Consider the following 16,751-nt stretch of genomic DNA (forward strand, 5'->3'; position numbering starts at 1 on the left):
GTGGGGGAAGTGTTTGCCGGGGGTTCATCGGGTGGTTGCCGCTCACGCATGAACGCTTCATTGGTCCGGACCAATCTGGGGACAGGTCGAGTGATGGGAGATGCCGGTGCGGGTGGTTGTGGTGGGTGGCGGGGTGCTGGGGACGATGCATGCTCGGGAGGCGGTACGGCGGGGGCACGAGGTGCTGCAGATCGAGCGGGAGGCCGAGGCTCGTGGCGCGAGTGTGCGGAACTTCGGGCTCGTCTGGGTCAGCGGCCGGGCGGACGGGGCGGAGATCGAAACAGCCCAGCGGGCCCGTGAGCTGTGGGCGGAGGTGCCCGGGATCAGCTTCCGGCCGCACGGGTCGCTCACGGTGTGCCGGACCGAGGAGGAGTTGGCCGTCGCGAAGGAGGCTGCGGCTCGGCCCGATGCAGCCGAACGAGGCTTTCAGGTACTGGATGCGGAGCAGACGCGTGAGCGCAACCCGGCGTTGCGGGGCGAGCTGCAGGGTGCGTTGTGGTGTGCGCGCGATGCGATCGTCGAGCCGCGTGAGGTGCTCCCCGCGCTTCGCCTCGAGCTCGAGAAGTCCGGGCGCTACCAGTTCCTGGGTGGGAGAGAGGTGCGGACCGTCGACAGCGGCGAGATCACCGACGATCACCACGAGACGCACGCCGCCGACGTGGTGTTCCTGTGCACGGGCGCCTGGCACGGCGGCCTGATCCGCGAGCTCACGGAAGACCTGCCGGTACGGCGCGTCCGGCTGCAGATGATGCAGACCGAACCCCTCGACGTACCGCTGACTACCGCGGTCGCGGATGCCGACAGCTTCCGCTACTACCCGGCGTACCAGGGACAGTCGGTCGACGCATTGGAGCCGCAGGCAACTATCGCGCAGGAGCATGCGATGCAGCTTCTGATGGTCCAGCGTACGCACGGTGGGCTGACCATCGGCGACACGCATGAATACGCGGAGCCCTTCAACTTCGACGTCCAGTCCGACCCGTACGACTACCTGGCCCGGACCGTCGAGGACATCCTCGGCCGTCCGATGCCGAAGGTCGTCCGGCGCTGGGCGGGCGTCTATTCGCAGGCGACCAGCGACGAGATCGTCGTACGGCGCGAGGTCGCCAAGAACGTCCATCTGGTCACCGGACCGGGCGGTCGCGGCATGACGATGTCCCCGGCGATCGCCGAGCTGAGCTTCGAGGAGATCGACCGATGATCCAGCTGGCAGTGCTCGACATGGCCGGTACGACGGTCGCCGACGACGGGCTCGTGGAGCGCGCCTTCACCCGGGCGATCGGTGCCCAGGGCATCGAATCCGGCAGCCCGGACTACGACCGGATGCTCGACCACGTCCGCGCCACCATGGGCGAGTCGAAGATCACCGTCTTCCGCGCCCTGCTGAACGACGAAGAAGCCGCCCAGCAGGCCAACAAGGCGTTCGAGACCGCGTACGGCGCGCTGGTCGACGAAGGTCATTGCGCACCGATCGACGGTGCCGAAGAAGCGATCCGGCAGCTGCGGGACGCGGGGATCAAGGTCTGCCTGACCACCGGGTTCGCGCAGACGACGCAGCAGCGCATCCTGTCCGCCCTCGGCTGGCGCGAGCTGGCCGACCTCACCTTGTGCCCGGCCCAGGCGGGCCGCGGCCGACCGTATCCGGACATGGTTCTGCGGGCCGTGCTGGACCTGAAGGCCGACGCGGTGGCGAACGTCGCCGTCGCCGGCGACACCGCCTACGACATGACGACGGGGATCGCGGCCGGTGCCGGGATCGTCGCCGGCGTCCTCACCGGTGCCCATGGCAAGGATCAGCTCCAGGCCGCGGGTGCGACGCACGTTCTCTCGTCGGTCCGGGATCTGCCGGACCTTCTCCTCACCTGAAGGTCGGAACAGTGAAGAAGCTCAAGCCCCTGCTCATCGCCGCACTCCTCATCCCAGTGATCGCCGGTTGCGGTGGCACCGGCGCCGCCTCCGCCGGCGGAGGCGCGAAGACCGTCACCGTCTACACCGCCGACGGCCTGGCCGATTGGTACAAGACCCGCTTCGAGGCCTTCACCGCGAAGACCGGCATCAAGGTCCAGACCGTCGAGGCCGGTTCCGGCGAGGTCGTCTCGCGGCTGGCCAAGGAGCAGTCGAATCCGCAGGCCGATGTCGTCGTGACCCTGCCGCCGTTCATCCAGAAGGCGTCCAAGGACGGCCTGCTGCAGAAGTACGCCGTACCGGGTAGTGAGCACGTGACGAGTGTGAAGTCGGACGACTATGTCGCCGTCGCGAACAACTACCTGTGCTTCATCGCCAACAAGCAGGCCGGTACGCCGAAGTCGTTCGAGGAGCTGCTGGATCCGCGGTTCAAGGGGAAGTTGCAGTACTCGACTCCGGGGCAGGCCGGTGACGGAACCGCCGTACTGATTCTGCTGCAGCACCTGATGGGTAAGCAGGGCGCGCTGGATTACCTGCGCAAGCTGGAGACGAACAATGTCGGCCCGTCCGCGTCGACCGGCAAGCTGCAGCCGAAGGTGAGCAAGGGCGAGCTGTTGGTTGCCAACGGCGACGTTCAGATGAACCTGTCCTCGATCTCTGTCGACAAATCTGCATTCGGCATCTTCTTCCCGGCCGGTCCGGACGGCAAGAAGACCACGATCGCCCTGCCGTACGTGATGGGCCTGGCGACCGGCGCACCGAATTCCGACGGTGGCAAGCAGCTGATGGACTACCTGCTGACCACGGAAGCCCAGCAGACACTGACGAGTGACGCCTTCGGCCTGCCGGCGCGGACGGATGTGAAGCCGACCGATGCGAACTTCCAGGCGGTGCAACAGTCGATGACCGGTGTCGAGGCGTGGTCGCCGGACTGGAACGCCGTGCTGACTGATCTCGACGCCGACGTTGCCGCGTACACGAAGGCGATCCAGGGATGACTGTCCAGCTCGACGACGTCTCGGTGCACTTCGGCCGGACGTGCGCGCTGGAAGGACTCAGCCTGACCGTGGCGGCCGGTGAAACGGTCGCCCTGCTCGGGCCCTCGGGCTCGGGGAAATCGACCGCGCTGAAGGCGGTGGCGGGTTTTGTCCGGCCGAGCAGTGGGCGGATTCGGCTTGCTGGCCAGGACGTCACGGATCTCCCGCCGGCCAAGCGGGGGATCGGGGTCGTCGTCCAGCAGTACGCACTCTTTCCGCACTTGAGAGTTGCGGACAACGTCGCCTTCGGGTTGCGAGCAGCGCGGAAGCCGAAGGCCGAGGTGGTCCGGCGGGTGGCCGAGATGCTCGCGATGGTCGGCATGACGTCGTACGCGAAGAGGTTCCCGCGGGAGCTGTCCGGTGGGCAGCAGCAGCGAGTCGCGATCGCGCGGGCGTTGGCGATCCAGCCGAAGGTGCTGCTGCTCGACGAACCGCTCGCCGCGCTGGATGCACAGCTGCGCGCCGACATGCTCGGTGAACTGCAGAAGCTCCGGCGCGAGGTGCCGGAGGTGGCGATCGTCTACGTGACGCACGATCAGTCCGAGGCGCTCGCGCTCGCGGACCGGATCGCGGTGATGCGCGACGCTCGCCTGGTCGACATCGCCCCGGCGGCTGAGCTCTACGCGACTCCGCCCTCGGCGTTCACCGCATCGTTTCTCGGCGGCGCGAATCTGCTGCCCGTCGAGAGCGTCGGCGAAGACGTCAAGGTGGCCGGCCACGTGTTGCCGGGCGTGCGGTCGACGCCGGGTAAGGAACTGCTCTGCATCCGTCCGCATGCGATCCGGCTCGGTTCCGAAGGTGTTCCGGTGCGGGTGATCGCGACGCAATGGCGTGGCTCGTCGAATCAGTTGACCTGCACAGTCGACGGTCTGCCGGACGTGTCGGTCCGGATCGACCTGCCCGCGGACAGCGACGTACCGGCGCTTGGTGCGCAGGTCTCGATGGTGTTGCCTGCCGAGGCCTGCAGTTTGGTACCCAGTTGAGAAGCAGATCGGGCTGGTTGGTTCCACCGTTGCTGCTGATTGCGGTGCTAGTCGTCTATCCCTTGGCGCTGGTCGCCGTTGAGTCGGCGCCGGCCTGGGGTGACGTGCTCGGGTCGGTCGAGTTTCGCGAGGCGTTGATCCGGACCGTGCAGATCGCGGTCTGCTCGACGATCGGCTGCCTGGTGGTCGGGACGTTCCTCGCCGTGGTGATCAGCTTCGTACCGTTCCCCGGTGCGCGGGTGGTCGCCAGCCTGGTGGACACGATGCTGGCGCTGCCGTCGTTCCTGGTCGCGCTGTCGTTCACCTTCATCTACGGTACGGCGGGGATCCTGCGGACCGGTGGATTCCTCACCACCCCGTGGGCTGTCGTGCTGGCCGAGATCACCTTCTACACGCCGTTCGTGATGCGGCCGTTGCTGGCGGCAATGAGTCGGTTGCCGCGGGCCCAGTTGGACGTGGCCGCGAGCCTCGGTGCCGGGCCGTGGCGGGTACTGCGGCAGGTCGTGCTGCCGGAGGTTCGCCCGGCGATGGTCGCGGGTGGCAGTCTCACGTTGCTGCTCACGCTGAACGAGTTCGGCATCGTGTTGTTCCTCGGCGCGAAAGGCACGACCACGTTGCCGATGCTCGTCCACACCAAGGGGATCGTGATGTTCGACTACCCGGCCGCGTGCGCGATCGCCGTCGTACAGATCGTGCTGTCGCTTGGGCTATATGCCCTGCTGCGTAAGGCTTTGGGAGGTCGTCGTGCTCGTCTGGACTAGGCCTGGGAAGGCCCTTACCTGGATCGCGTTCGCGGTCGTGTTCGGTGTGCTCGTGCTGGCGCCGTTCGTGGTGGTGATCGCGGCCGCGTTCGCCGGCACCTGGAACGGCGTCCTCCCGTCGAACCCGACCGCCGGCCATCTGCAGGAGGCATTGTCAGGTGATGAGCTCGCGTCGTTGTCGGTCAGCCTGCAGACCGCCTTCCTCGGCGGGCTGCTCGCCGTTGCCTTCGGCACCTGGGGTGCACTCGCGGCCCACGGCAGCCGCTTTGGGCGAGTCGCGGACGCACTGCATCACCTGCCGATCGCCGTACCGTCGGTCGTCGTCGGCCTCGGCCTGCTCGTTGCCTTCTCCCGGCAACCGATCCTGCTCAACGGCACCAAGTGGATCGTGGTGATCGCGCACCTCGTCCTGATGGTTGCCTTCAGCTACGGAACCGTTGCCGCCGCACTGCAACGCGTGGACCCCTCGTACGCCGATGTCGCCGCATCCCTCGGCGCCTCCCCGGCCCGAGTCCTCTGGCAGGTCCGGCTCCCCATGCTCCGCCCTGCCATCGCCTCCGCCGCCGGCCTGTCGGTAGCGCTGTCGATGGGCGAGGTCGGCGCCACGATCATGGTCTACCCGGCCTCCTGGCGAACCGTCCCGGTCAGCATCTTCGCGCTCTCCGACCGCGGCCAGACCTTCACTGCCGCCGCCGAAGCCCTCGTCCTCCTCACCGCCACCGTGCTGGTGGTCTTCACTGTCGACCGGCTCAGGGGGCGAGCAGTAGAGCAGTGAGCCGATCGACCTGAGGATCCCAGCCCAGTTGGTGGTTGGCGGTGTCCTCGGCGTTCGCGAAGCCGGTGTGGTTGAGCACCATCAGGGTGCCGTCGGCGACCTCGGACAAGTCGACCTGCACGCGGGTCGGCTCGTCCGAGCTGCCGTCCCAGGCCCAGCTGAAGACCAGCCGGTACGGCGGCTCGACCACGAGGTAGTTGCCGCGCACAACATGCGGACCCATCTCCACGACGTACTCCCCGCCGACCCGCACATCGGCCTGCACCTTCAGCTCCAGCTGTGGATTCGGGCAGTACCAACGCATCAGCAGGTCGGCTCGGGTCCAGGCGTCGTACACCCGATCGATCGTTGCCGACAGCACCCTTTCGATCCGGATCTCAGTCGCCATCGTGGTCCCCTCGCAAGAGTTCTTCCAGCCGGTCGACGGTGCTGTTCCAGTACGCCGTCAGGTCGTCGAGCCAGCGTTCCATTTCGGAGAGCGCCTCGGGGCGGAGCGTGCAGACCACCGTCCGCCCGACCCGCCGGCGGCTCACCAGGCCCGCGTCGACGAGCACCCCGACGTGCTTGGTCATCGCCGGCGGCGTGATCCGGTGCGGCTCCGCGAGCTCACCCATGGTCGCGTCGCCGCGGCTCAGCCGCCCCACGATCGCCAGCCTGGTCGGATCCGCGAGCGCTCCGAAGGTCGTCGTCAGCACGTCGAACATTTCACCAGATGGTGAAGTGTTTGGCAAGAGCACTAGGCTTCTGGGGGTGATGCAGCCTTTTCTTCTGCCCAAGGGAACTGCCCGCCAGCAAGGGTTCGCCGAGCTTGCCGCTCAGGGACCGATCACCCGCCTGACCCTGTTCACCGGCGTACCGGTGGTGCTCGTGACCGGGTACGCCGAAGTGCGCGCTCTGCTCGCGCATCCGGAGGTGGTGCGGTCGATGATGGAGGGTCCGCATCGGGACTTCCTGACCGAGGAGCAGGTGCGGTGGACCGACCGGCACATGCTGCTGATGAACCCGCCGGACCACACTCGGCTGCGCAAGCTGGTGACCGCTGCGTTCACGCGACGCCGGATCGACGAACTGGAGCCGCGGATCCGAGAGATCGCGGCCGAGCTGCTCGACAAGATCGAGGCTGCCGGTGACGGTGCCGACCTGGTCCAGCTGTTCAGCTACCCGCTGCCGATCACGGTGATCTGTGAGCTGGTCGGCGTCCCGGTCGAGCACCGCGAGTCGTTCCGGCAGTGGTCGTCGGTGGCTGTGAACGCGCCGATGCACACCCCGGACGAGTACATCGAGGCCAGCGGCCAGATCGTGGCGATGATCCAGGAACTGATCGCGGTCAAGAGCAAGGAGCCGGCCGACGACCTTCTCTCCGCTCTGGTCGCAGTCCGGGAGGGCGGCGACCGGCTCAGCGCGGAAGAGCTGACCTCGATGATCTTCCTGCTGATGTCGGCCGGTCACGAGACCACGGTCAACCTGATCACCAACGGCACCTACGCGCTGCTCGAGCACCCCGAGCAGCTCGCCCTGCTGCGCGCCGAGCCGGATCGCCTTCCGGCGGCAGTGGAGGAAACCCTCCGGTACGACGGCCCGCTGCAGGTCACCGTCCCGTACTTCGTCCAGGCGCCGATCGACATCGCCGGTGAACGGCTCGAGCCGGGGGAGGTGCTCGTGTTCGCCCTGCTGCCGGCCAACCGCGACGACCGCAAGGTCGATCGGCCCGACGAGTTCGACATCACCCGCCCCGACTCCGCGCACCTGGCCTTCGGGCACGGCATTCACCACTGCCTGGGTGCTCCGCTGGCCCGGCTGGAGGGTCGCGTGGCGCTGGAGATGCTGTTCGACCGGTTCCCGAATCTGCGCCTGGCCGAGCCCGACGGGGAGCCGGACCGCCCGCCCGGTTTCCTGCTGAACGGCATCCAGACTTTGCCCTTGAACATCACATGAATGCCCGTTGAATCACACCGATGGGATTGTGACCGGCTTGACCGGGGATGGCATCCTTTGACAGATGACTGAGATCCTGGAGGTGGCGCGGCACCTACTGGGCTTGGCCATGGCTTCGCACTGGTTGCTGCTGGTCCTCTTCCTGGCCGCGGCGATCGATGCCGTCTTCCCGATCATCCCGAGTGAGGGCATGGTCGTCACCGCGGGGATGGCCGCCGCTGCCGGCCACCAGAACCTGCTGCTCGTGATCGTGGTCGCGATGGTCGGCTCGGTCATCGGCGAGATCGCCTGCTACTTCATGGGCCGTGGTTCCGGCCCCCGGCTGCACCGCTGGATGAAGCGGCAGGAGCGCCGGCAGCTGCTGTACGACAAGGTCTCGGCCGCCCTGCACAAACGCGGCGGCCTGATCCTGGTGACGGTGCGCTACATCCCCGGCGCCCGGATGGTCGCGACGCTGACCGCGGGCGCGACGCGGTACTCGTTCAAGAAGTTCGTCGTCTTCACCTTCGCGGGCGTGACGATCGCCTACACGTACGTCGCTCTGATCGGCTACCTCGGCGGTGACGCGTTCCAGCACGACTCGCTCAAGGCGCTCGGCTTCAGCCTCGGGATGGCGTTCGTGATCGGACTGGTGATCGAGACGTCCCGCCGGATCGCGAACCGGCGCCGCGCGGCGAAGATCACAGCGGTCTAACGATCGCCGTCCGGGTTTCCGTGTTCCTGCGTGTTCCCGTTCAACCTCTGATGCGGTCCGTGCGTCAGTAGAGGTGTGGTGAGGCCTGGAGCGAACCTCCTTGCCGCCGCGGTGGTGGTCGCGGCGGTGCTGGTCGGATGTGCCGATATCGAGCCCAACGCGCAGCCGTCGGCCACACCCAGCTCGCCTTCCGCGACGCCTTCGCGGACGCCTTCCCAGTCCCCAACGGCTTCGCCGACGCCGAAACCGACGCCCAGCAGTACGCCGAAGCCGACCGGTCCTGCAGGAGTCGCCGCGGCCCCGGTGACCCGGAACTTCCCGGCCCGGCTCGCCAACGGTAAACCGCCACTCTTCGTGGTCGTCTCGTTCGACGGCGCCGGTGATCTCGCCCTCTGGCACCACTGGCGGACCGTGGCCCACCAGGTCGACGCCCGGATGACGTTCTTCCTGTCCGGCCCCTACCTGTACCCGGCCTCCCATCGCACCGACTACAAACCTCCGTTCCGCAAGCCCGGCGCCTCCGACATCGGCTGGAGTACGCCGGCCAACGTGCTGGCCCGGACGACGATCCTGCACGACGCGATCGCCGAGGGTCACGAGATCGGCACCCACGTCAACGGTCACTTCTGCGGGCCGAAGGGCGTCGGCGAATGGACCTCCGCGCAGTGGACGGCCGAACTGAACGCCTTCGACCATATGGTTCGCACCGGCCCCGGCCTCGCGGCTGGGAAGACGGTCGCGGCTCCGTTCGACCCTTCCACGGTGAAGGGGATGCGAACCCCGTGCCTGGAAGGCAACAGGGCGGCGTACCGGCGGGCGATGGGTTATCGCGGCATGGTGTACGACGCGTCCGCGCCCGGCTATCTGCGCTGGCCGAAGAAGGTCGACGGGCTGTGGAACTTCCCGCTGCAGGACGTCGTGCTCGCGGGGACGACCAAGAACACGCTGACCATGGACTACAACATCTGGTACGCGCAGACCAAGGCCAAGAAGGCGCCCGTCGCGCAGGTTCCGCAACTACGGGCACAGGTGCTGGCGACGTACCGGCAGCAACTTGCGCGGTCCCGGGCGAAGGGGAACCCGCCGCTGTTCCTCGGCAACCACTTCAACCGCTGGAACAACAGCATCTACTCCGACGCCCTGACGACGTTCGTCAAGGAGACCTGCAAGCAGCCCGACGTCCGATGCGTCAGCAACATCGAGCTGGCCGCTTGGCTCGCGAAGTACGCCGGGGTCCCGAGCGGCCGCCGTTAGAACTGGGTATAGCCGCTCGCGTCCTGCCAGGTGCCGCCCTGCTTGATCCGGCTGACGACCAGTCGCTGCAAGGTGGTGTCCTGCGGGAACTCGTCCAGCCGGCCGAGGTCGCGGCTGCGGAAGGTGAAGAAGATCGCGCTCTCCTGGTTGTCGATCGGTGTCCCGTACGGCGTGAAGCGGCGACCGAAGCGGACCATGTTCGACTCGGGCGGCAGGTTGTCGAGGAGGTAGGGGTCGAGCAGCCACGAGTGCAGCGTGACGGTCTTGACCGGGTACTCCGGGAAGTACCGCGGGAAGAACTCGCGAGCCTGCGCGAAGCTCGCGTCGACGAGCTCGGGCGAGAGCGGACCGGTCTCAGGGATGTGGACGCCGACGACCCATTCACCTGGCTCGGTCCCCGGCACCGGCTTGTCCTCGGTGACCTGGTAGAGCGCCCACTGCAACCGGCCCAGGGCGTAGATCTGGCCGGCCCAGTGGATCGTCAGCCACCAGTGCGTGGCCAGGCCGTACTTGCCGTGGGTCCGCCGGCTGACCTCCAGTTGCTTGCCGAGATCGGCCAGCGTCGCCCAGCTGGTGTCATCCGGGATCCCGCGTTCCGCGTGGTACTTCCGGATCTCCGGGACTGTCGCCAGCAACGCCGCGACGGTGTTGCGGGTGTCCTCCGGCATCCGGTGCTGCGGTTCGGTGCCCTGGCGGCCGACCCCGGCCCGCAACTGGGTGACGAAGTCCTCGACCACGGCCGGATCCGCCGCGAACTTCTCGGCGTCCTCCCGGTCCTCGTCGGAGAATCCCAGCAGGCGGTACTCGTCGACAGAAGTCACCCGGCAACGGTAACCGATGTACGAAAGCTGATTTATCCGGCCGCGGTGTCGATGTGGTGCGCGAGGACGAGATCGTCCTCGGTGATACCGCCCGAGTCATGGCTGGTGACCCGGAAGGTGATCTTCTTGTAGCGGATGTCGATGTCCGGGTGGTGCCCGGTGGCCTCGGCCAGTTGCGCAACGGTGGCGACCAGCCGGATGCCGTCCAGGAACGTCTCCCGCTCGACGGTCCGCACCAGCGTCTTGTCCACGGCCTTCCACAGCGGGATCAGGTCGCGAAGCGCGAGATCGATCTGGTCGTCCGTGAGCAGTTCAGCCATGTCGTCACTCTAGACCTTCCGACGCACCCGCCCGGCACACAGGAGTGCAAGGGCAGTCAGTACGGCGCCTGCGCTAACGATCACGCCGAACACCCAGGGCTGTGGGTCGTCCGCGTTCAGCGCCAGCAAGGTACCGGTGACGGAGACGGCGGTCGCGATGCTCATGACCGAAGCCATCTGGGCGGCACTCGCGTTGCGGCCGGAGTTGCCGGCGTCGGACAGGTCGAGCATCAGCACCGAGAGACTCGACGAACTGAGCCCCATGCCGATTCCCGCGATCGCCCAGCCGGTCAGTCCGAACCAGGCGGTCGCGTCGGTCCAGGCCAGCAACGAAGTGATCGCGATCCCGACGGTCATCAGGGCGAGACCAGTACGCAGTACGTTGACGCGTTGGAAGTTGTGGTCGCGGCCCTGCAACCAGGAACCCAGCGCCCAGAACACCCCGGTGACGGACATACTCACACCCGCCCGGGCCGGGCTGAAGTGATGCAGCAGCGTGAGCAACAGCGGCAGGTAGACACCGACGCCGGCGAATCCGGCACCGACGAGCCCGCGGATCGCGACCACCGCCGGGAATCCACGCTCGGCGACGAACGCTCCACGTGGCATCACCCGGACTGCCGCCACGCCCAGTACGACGAGCGCGACGGCGATCACCGTGCCACCGAGCACCCGATGTCCGTCGAGGTGGTCACCGGTCAGCGTCAACGTGAACAGCGCGACCGAGATCGCGGCCGCCCACGGCAGCGCCGTACGCCAGGCAGCCAGTTCCGCGATGTGCTCGGGGGTGCGCTCGGGCTCCGGACTGTTCTGCGACTGCCGGATCGCCGGCTGCAGCAACAACCAGGTCGGGACCAGCAGTACGACGGCGCCCAGGAACACCCAGCGCCAGCCGAACTGCTCGGTGATCACGCCGGTCAGCGGCGGGCCGAAGATCGACGGCAGCACCCACATCGCCGAGATCAGCGACATCATCCGCGGCCGCAGCGCGGCGGGCAGTGCGCGGGCGACCAGGACGAGCAGCGAGACATCGAGCAGACCCTCGGCGATCCCGCTCAGCACCCGGCCGGCAATCACCATCGGCATCGCCACCGCGAACCCGATCAGCAGCTGGGCCAGCCCGAACGCGATCGCCCCGAGCCGCAGGGTCCGGATCGGTCCGTGCCGATCCGACCAGAGCCCGGCGACGGCCAGGGCGAACACGAAGCTCGCGTTCGGAGCCGCGTTGGCCACCCCGAAACTGCCGAGCGCGTCGAACTCACGCACCATCGTCGGCAACGTCGTACCGACGGCGCGGTTCTCCAGGGCGCTCAGGGTGACCAGGCCGATCACGCCCAGCGCGAGTGGTAGGTGCGGGCCGCTCAGCAGTTTCGGGGCTGGGGTCGACAGGTCTGCGGTCATCCCGTCATCCTGGGAGTTCAAGCGGACTTGAGGTCAACTCCGGCCAGCAGCTCCGCGATCCGGTCCGGCTGGAAGATCCAGCCGACATGGCTCGCGTCGAGCGACTGTACGGCGTACTGGTTGTCCGGGGTGAGTTCGTCGCCCTCGCGGATCAGCAGGTCCTGCACGGCGATCGGGAGCGAGCGGTCCGCGGTCAGCCGGATGAACGTGCGCGGGATCGTGCCCCAGGTGGCGGCGTCGGCGCGGGCGTCGCCCATCATCACCTGCAGCGACTCGTCGGGCTGCAGAATGTTGAGCAGGGCAAGGAATTGCGCGTCGGTCGCCTCGGCCATCGTGGCGGCCTTCAGTGCCTCGAGGAGCGCCTTGTCGGCGGTGCGGTAGTTCGCCCGGCCGGCGCCGATCACTGCGGGATCGCCGACCGACAGGCCGGCCACGGACGGCAACAGGCTCTCGGCGAACTCGGGCTCCCCCATGTACTCGATCGGGTTCGGCTTCGACACCGGCGCCCAGGCGGAGATGTAGACGAGGTGATCGACGAGCTCCGGTGCCTGGTTGGCCAGTGCGGTGATCGTGACACCGCCGAGGCTCGCGCCGACCAGGACGACCGGTCCGTTCGCGGCCAGGCGCCGTACGGCGGGAAGGAGGCTGTCGACGTTGTCCTGCAGGGTGACCGTGGCGAGGGTGGAGGGCTCGGTCGCCCAGGCGTCCAGGTCCTGCGGGGCCTGGTAGGCGGCCGGGTACTGCGCGTCGAGGCCGTGGCCGGGCAGATCGGCCGCGTACGACGGTAGTCCGCGGAGGGCGAGTTCGCGTTGGACCGACGTCCAGAGGAACGAGTTGCTGGTCGAGCCGTGGACGAGGACATAGGTAGCCATGGCGGTTATTTTGGCACAACTGGACTTTTAACGCGCACCGGTTTTTTCGGGAATCCGGAAGATCAGGACGAGGACCCTGAGAACCAGCACTGCGCAGATCACCAGCAGGTTGTAGGCGAACAGTTGGTAGAGGGTGATGTTCGCGCTGACTCGCGGGCCGCCGTCGATGCCGAGCAGAAGGACCGCCATCAGGCCGGCGGTCGCGCCGAGGACGGCGAGCAGGACCTGGTGCAGCAGGCCGGTCAGGTGCTGCCGGTCGCGTTCGTCGGCGAGCAGCCGAACATTCAGACCGAGCCGACCGCTCTCGGCCGCGGCGGCGATCCGGTCGATCCGCCGTGGCAGGCGACGCAGCATCGGCAGGATCGACGCGAGCTCCTCGGTCGCCGTACGGCGGAGTGCCTCCGGAGTCAGCCGGTCGGTGATATGCGCTGAGGCGAACTGCCGGGACGCACCGACGAGGTCGAATCCGGGGGAGATGCGGCTGATCGTGCCCTCGATCGTGGCCAGCGCCCGGAACACCGCCGCGACCTCGGGCGGAACCCCGAGCTCATGCGACGTGATGATCTTGAACAGGTCGTTGAACATCGCTGGACCGATCGCCACCGCACCGGTCAGATGCCGGGTCATGAACTGACCGACTGCTCGCTCCAGACCACGTTCGTCGATGACGTCGGGGCGATCGACGATCTCGAGCAGCGCATCGGTGGCCCCGACCGGGTCCCCGTGATCGATCGCCAGCAGGAACCGTTGCAGTGCCTCTCGGGTCGCCGGATCGAGCCTGCCGACCGAGCCGAGATCGAGCATGCCGATGCGGCCGTCTTTGAGCAGCAGGAAGTTGCCTGGGTGTGGGTCGGCGTGGAAGACCCCGTCGATCGCGACCTGGCCGAGCAGACAGTCGAACAGCGTGCGACCCAGCCGAACGGCGTCCAGACCGCGCTCGGCGATCGCGGGCGCGGCGTTGCCGAGGCCGATCCCGTCCAGCCGCTGCATGGTGAGTACACGGTGGGTGGACAGGCGGGCGTGGAGTTCGGGTACGACGATGTCGTTGCTGGCGGCAACCGATTGGCCGGCCGCGACCGCCGCCATGTTGCCCGCCTCGACGGTGAAGTCGAGCTCCTCCCGTATCGCGTCGGCGAAACCATCAGCCAGCGCACGGACGCCCATCGAACGACCCCAGTCGGTGTTCCGCTCCAGTAGGCGGGCGAGGCGCCGTACGATATCCAGATCGCGGTCGACGACACTCGCGATGCCCGGGCGCTGGACCTTCACCACGACGCTTTGTGCCTCTGGGGTTCGGAGGGTCGCGGTGTAGACCTGCGCGACGCTGGCCGCGGCGAGCGGTTCGGTGACGAACTCGTCGTACACCTGGTTCGGCGGTGCGCCGAGCTCCTCGGTCAGGACTTGCTCGATCTCCGCCCACGGTGCGGGCGTGACCTGATCCTGCAGGCGACTCAGCTCGTTGGCGACCGAGAGCGGGATGATGTCGCTGCGCGTCGACAACACCTGCCCGAGCTTCACGAACGTGACACCGGCATCATCCAGCGCCAGCCGCAATGACCGCGCCAACTCCGCCTGCCCGGCCGCGTTCTCCCGGCCTGGCCGCCGCCGGCCGCGCAGATACGGTCCCAGTCCATGCTTGACCGCGATCCGGAGAATCTGCAGATACCGCCGCGTCCGCGCGATCCGCCCGGCCACATCCCGCCGCAGATCCCGGGCCCGAGGCAACGACCCCGTCGGCACCAACGCTTCCGCCAGCACCAGAAACACCAGCCCACACAACGTCGCGCACAACGTCGTCAGCCCCACGAACGCCAACGCCGCCGCATTCGACCCCGTGAACGGCGGCGGCCCCACCAGCGCATTGGCAATCGGACTGAACGTGGACAACGTCAACCCCGCCGCCAACGCCAACCGCACCAGCCCGAACCGAACCCCCAGCAACCGCTGCGCCACCGGAATGAAGAGCACCATGAACACAACCAGGCTGAACAACCCAGCAATCGCAACATCCATGCCTCGAACCCTAGGCCGTGCCGGGCGGACGCCGGTTCACCCACACGGGTGAACCCGCCCCGGAGCCTTCCCGCCGTGCCGATTGCCCAGTTGCCAAGGAATCATCCGAACGACAGGACGTATACCTCCACTAACCACCCGCAGCCACATCGGCGAGCGTGCCGACCCCCGGCAGTGGACCTATACGTCCTGTCGCTGCGCGGATCCTCCAGGACTGGCCGCCCGGACATTCCGGCCCTTCTGCTGGATGTGGGTTCTTGTACGGCGGGTGCGGTGACGGTGCGCTCCGATGCGGCCCGTCTCCTACGGCAGTGGTTGCTCGCCGCTGCTGGGGAGTCGTACCTCCGAAAGCGACGGGTAGCACTCCCCAGCCCACGCAGTAACCAGCTGAACCGCGTACACCCACTGGGGACCCCGGACACGCCATCAGATGTCCGAGCTCCCCACTACGTGACCGCAGTACACCCGGCCCCCCTGCACGCGCGCCGGCGGGCCGCCGTACCCGCAACTGCTCGGGGCTAACGTCCGAAGGACACGCGCACCTGGTGTTCCGGACCTTCGGACGTTGTGACGGGCATGACGGCCACGCGACAACCTCCGGCCCGATCGACGCTTCCTGCGCCGCACGCCGCCTGCTTGCGGCTGGGGCGGACGGCCATCACCCACTAGCAGCCCTCGCCGACGTCCGCCACGCCTCCGGCCAGCTCCCGAACCGCAGTTGGTGGGTGGTGCAGGTCCGCTCCGACAGGTGCCCGGCGAGACGCCTCCAAGGGTGAGGCAGAGTCAGGTGCGCGGACGGGCGGACTCGTGTGCGTGGGATGTCGGTAAGGACACGTGGTGTGCGGTTCTGCGGGGGCAGTTCGTGCTTGGCGGGTTGTCTGGGAGGGCCTTGAGGTCGACTACTACGTGTCCTTGCCGACGACATCCGCACTGCCTCGGTGGGTTGGAAAACCGTGTGTCGCGGCAGGGGTCTGATGCATAGGGTCGTGGTCATGAGTGACGGCGACTGGAGGGATGGCGGGTTCAGGGAGCGGCGGCCCTCTGGGGAGACGTTCGAGTGGGTTGAGGCGTCGATGGGGCGGGGCAGTCGTGTGGTTGGGTATCGGCGGATGACCGGTGGTGTCTGCTCGGCGGTGCATCGGCTGACTGTCGAGCGCGGTGGGACGCGAACGTTCGTCGTGCTGCGGCAGTACCCGGGTGGGCTTGGGTTAAAGGGGCCCTTGGAGCAGGAGATCGCCAACCTTGGCGTGGTGGCGGGGAGCGGGCTGCCGGTTCCGAGCATCCTGGCTGCTGATGTTGCCGGTGCTTCGACGGGAGGCGCGCCGTCGTTGCTGATGACGCGGTTGCCGGGGCACGTTGACCTCAATCCGGCGGAACCTCGGTCGTGGCTGACGCGGATCGCGGAGCTTGCTGTCTTGCTGCACTCCCTGGATCTTCCCGCGAAGACGTTCAGACCTTGGACGGATTCTTGGATCGCTCCTCTGGACGGGTTCCGGGTGCCGACCGACGCACACAAGCCGGCTGTGTGGAAAACGGCGTTCGCTGCCATGGCCGAGCTGCCGCCAGAGGACGAGGCTGTCTTTCTGCATTGCGATCTTCTGCCGGTCAACCTGCTGTGGTCGCGCGGGAAGATCACTGGCCTGACCGACTGGAACTCCATCCATCAGGGGTCGCGCGCCATCGACGTCGGGCACTGTCGGCGGTACCTCGCGGCGCTCTACTCGCCCGAGTGGGCGGAGCAGCTTCGGTCGCTCTACGAGTCGATCGCCGGGGTGACTCTCGATCCGTGGTGGGACCTGTATGCCCTGCTGCACTACGACGACAGCGCGTCGAAGTGGATCAGCGCCCAGGTCGCCGGGCGCCGTCCCGTCGATGTGCCCGGCATGACCTCCGGGGTCGAGACCGCCGTCGAGACAGCTCTACGACGCCTCGGCTAACTGCGGTTCCCACAACAGAACTGCGCCCGACCGCAACAAGCGA

General features: G+C 67.6%; 17 protein-coding genes. 10 read left to right on the plus strand and 7 right to left on the minus strand.

Features of this window, described 5'->3' with window-relative positions; genetic code table 11:
- The first annotated feature begins 100 nt into the window (after positions 1 to 100).
- From E1261_RS18975 to E1261_RS19000, 6 genes are read left to right on the plus strand one after another with little or no spacing between them, the layout of a single operon-like run.
- The gene (locus tag E1261_RS18975; RefSeq protein ID WP_202874826.1) at positions 101 to 1,201 is read left to right on the plus strand and encodes a TIGR03364 family FAD-dependent oxidoreductase; all 1,101 of its coding nucleotides are present in this window, start codon (positions 101 to 103) and stop codon (positions 1,199 to 1,201) included.
- Entirely contained in the window at positions 1,198 to 1,866 is a 669-nt protein-coding gene (locus tag E1261_RS18980; RefSeq protein WP_132408217.1) for a phosphonatase-like hydrolase, read from the plus strand. Before E1261_RS18975 ends, E1261_RS18980 begins: the two co-directional genes overlap by 4 nt.
- 11 nt (positions 1,867 to 1,877) lie before the next feature.
- On the plus strand, positions 1,878 to 2,903 hold the full coding sequence (locus E1261_RS18985) for a 2-aminoethylphosphonate ABC transporter substrate-binding protein (protein ID WP_132408218.1): 1,026 nt from the start codon (positions 1,878 to 1,880) through the stop codon (positions 2,901 to 2,903).
- On the plus strand, positions 2,900 to 3,925 hold the full coding sequence (locus E1261_RS46430; protein ID WP_238176299.1) for an ABC transporter ATP-binding protein: 1,026 nt from the start codon (positions 2,900 to 2,902) through the stop codon (positions 3,923 to 3,925). Before E1261_RS18985 ends, E1261_RS46430 begins: the two co-directional genes overlap by 4 nt.
- Before the next feature lie 17 nt (positions 3,926 to 3,942).
- Positions 3,943 to 4,686, plus strand: coding sequence for a 2-aminoethylphosphonate ABC transporter permease subunit (locus E1261_RS18995; RefSeq protein ID WP_272948590.1), 744 nt, complete (start codon positions 3,943 to 3,945; stop codon positions 4,684 to 4,686).
- Positions 4,670 to 5,461: an ABC transporter permease gene (locus E1261_RS19000; RefSeq protein WP_132408220.1), complete on the plus strand. Its 792-nt coding sequence runs from the start codon at positions 4,670 to 4,672 to the stop codon at positions 5,459 to 5,461. Before E1261_RS18995 ends, E1261_RS19000 begins: the two co-directional genes overlap by 17 nt.
- Here the strand turns inward: E1261_RS19000 and E1261_RS19005 are convergent.
- Complete coding sequence (locus E1261_RS19005; RefSeq protein WP_132408221.1) at positions 5,436 to 5,849, minus strand: SRPBCC family protein; 414 nt, start codon at positions 5,847 to 5,849, stop codon at positions 5,436 to 5,438. The two genes, E1261_RS19000 and E1261_RS19005, sit on opposite strands and share 26 nt — an antisense overlap.
- The gene (locus tag E1261_RS19010) at positions 5,839 to 6,165 is read right to left on the minus strand and encodes an ArsR/SmtB family transcription factor (protein WP_132408222.1); all 327 of its coding nucleotides are present in this window, start codon (positions 6,163 to 6,165) and stop codon (positions 5,839 to 5,841) included. Before E1261_RS19010 ends, E1261_RS19005 begins: the two co-directional genes overlap by 11 nt.
- Positions 6,166 to 6,214: 49 nt before the next feature.
- On the opposite strand from E1261_RS19010, the gene E1261_RS19015 reads away from it, so the two are divergent.
- From E1261_RS19015 to E1261_RS19025, 3 genes are all read left to right on the plus strand, one after another.
- Entirely contained in the window at positions 6,215 to 7,396 is a 1,182-nt protein-coding gene (locus E1261_RS19015) for a cytochrome P450 family protein (RefSeq protein ID WP_132408223.1), read from the plus strand.
- A 64-nt stretch (positions 7,397 to 7,460) separates the two neighbouring features.
- Positions 7,461 to 8,090 carry a DedA family protein gene (locus E1261_RS19020; RefSeq protein WP_132408224.1) on the plus strand — a complete coding sequence of 210 codons (630 nt, stop codon included), beginning with the start codon at positions 7,461 to 7,463 and terminating at the stop codon, positions 8,088 to 8,090.
- Between the two features lie 78 nt (positions 8,091 to 8,168).
- Positions 8,169 to 9,344, plus strand: a complete 1,176-nt coding sequence (locus E1261_RS19025; RefSeq protein WP_132408225.1) for a polysaccharide deacetylase family protein — start codon at positions 8,169 to 8,171, stop codon at positions 9,342 to 9,344.
- Here the strand turns inward: E1261_RS19025 and E1261_RS19030 are convergent.
- The 5 genes from E1261_RS19030 to E1261_RS19050 are packed head-to-tail and all read right to left on the minus strand — an operon-like array spanning position 9,341 to position 14,771.
- The gene (locus E1261_RS19030) at positions 9,341 to 10,165 is read right to left on the minus strand and encodes an acyltransferase domain-containing protein (protein WP_132408226.1); all 825 of its coding nucleotides are present in this window, start codon (positions 10,163 to 10,165) and stop codon (positions 9,341 to 9,343) included. The two genes, E1261_RS19025 and E1261_RS19030, sit on opposite strands and share 4 nt — an antisense overlap.
- 32 nt (positions 10,166 to 10,197) lie before the next feature.
- Complete coding sequence (locus E1261_RS19035) at positions 10,198 to 10,485, minus strand: 4a-hydroxytetrahydrobiopterin dehydratase (RefSeq protein ID WP_132408227.1); 288 nt, start codon at positions 10,483 to 10,485, stop codon at positions 10,198 to 10,200.
- A gap of 9 nt (positions 10,486 to 10,494) precedes the next feature.
- Positions 10,495 to 11,886, minus strand: a complete 1,392-nt coding sequence (locus tag E1261_RS19040) for an MFS transporter (RefSeq protein ID WP_132408228.1) — start codon at positions 11,884 to 11,886, stop codon at positions 10,495 to 10,497.
- 17 nt (positions 11,887 to 11,903) lie between these two features.
- On the minus strand, positions 11,904 to 12,758 hold the full coding sequence (locus tag E1261_RS19045) for an alpha/beta hydrolase (RefSeq protein ID WP_132408229.1): 855 nt from the start codon (positions 12,756 to 12,758) through the stop codon (positions 11,904 to 11,906).
- 27 nt (positions 12,759 to 12,785) lie between these two features.
- A complete protein-coding gene (locus E1261_RS19050) occupies positions 12,786 to 14,771 on the minus strand; it encodes an ABC1 kinase family protein (RefSeq protein ID WP_132408230.1) in 1,986 nt (661 codons plus the stop codon).
- 992 nt (positions 14,772 to 15,763) lie between these two features.
- Between E1261_RS19050 and E1261_RS19055 the strand changes: the two genes are divergently transcribed.
- Entirely contained in the window at positions 15,764 to 16,708 is a 945-nt protein-coding gene (locus E1261_RS19055; protein ID WP_165952564.1) for a phosphotransferase family protein, read from the plus strand.
- Positions 16,709 to 16,751 lie beyond the last annotated feature (43 nt).

The sequence above is a fragment of the Kribbella albertanoniae genome (genome assembly GCF_004348455.1).
GTDB classification, from domain to species: domain Bacteria; phylum Actinomycetota; class Actinomycetes; order Propionibacteriales; family Kribbellaceae; genus Kribbella; species Kribbella albertanoniae.

What these genes read in the sequence shown, in the direction of transcription:
- E1261_RS18980 (WP_132408217.1), top strand. Translation starts at nt 1,198, where the DNA reads ATGATCCAGCTGGCAGTGCTCGACATGGCCGGTACGACGGTCGCCGAC.
- E1261_RS18975 (WP_202874826.1), top strand. Translation starts at nt 101, where the DNA reads ATGCCGGTGCGGGTGGTTGTGGTGGGTGGCGGGGTGCTGGGGACGATG.
- E1261_RS46430 (WP_238176299.1), top strand. Translation starts at nt 2,900, where the DNA reads ATGACTGTCCAGCTCGACGACGTCTCGGTGCACTTCGGCCGGACGTGC.
- E1261_RS19010 (WP_132408222.1), bottom strand. Translation starts at nt 6,165, where the DNA reads ATGTTCGACGTGCTGACGACGACCTTCGGAGCGCTCGCGGATCCGACC.
- E1261_RS19050 (WP_132408230.1), bottom strand. Translation starts at nt 14,771, where the DNA reads ATGGATGTTGCGATTGCTGGGTTGTTCAGCCTGGTTGTGTTCATGGTG.
- E1261_RS19005 (WP_132408221.1), bottom strand. Translation starts at nt 5,849, where the DNA reads ATGGCGACTGAGATCCGGATCGAAAGGGTGCTGTCGGCAACGATCGAT.
- E1261_RS19035 (WP_132408227.1), bottom strand. Translation starts at nt 10,485, where the DNA reads ATGGCTGAACTGCTCACGGACGACCAGATCGATCTCGCGCTTCGCGAC.
- E1261_RS19040 (WP_132408228.1), bottom strand. Translation starts at nt 11,886, where the DNA reads ATGACCGCAGACCTGTCGACCCCAGCCCCGAAACTGCTGAGCGGCCCG.
- E1261_RS19020 (WP_132408224.1), top strand. Translation starts at nt 7,461, where the DNA reads ATGACTGAGATCCTGGAGGTGGCGCGGCACCTACTGGGCTTGGCCATG.
- E1261_RS19045 (WP_132408229.1), bottom strand. Translation starts at nt 12,758, where the DNA reads ATGGCTACCTATGTCCTCGTCCACGGCTCGACCAGCAACTCGTTCCTC.
- E1261_RS19055 (WP_165952564.1), top strand. Translation starts at nt 15,764, where the DNA reads ATGAGTGACGGCGACTGGAGGGATGGCGGGTTCAGGGAGCGGCGGCCC.
- E1261_RS19015 (WP_132408223.1), top strand. Translation starts at nt 6,215, where the DNA reads ATGCAGCCTTTTCTTCTGCCCAAGGGAACTGCCCGCCAGCAAGGGTTC.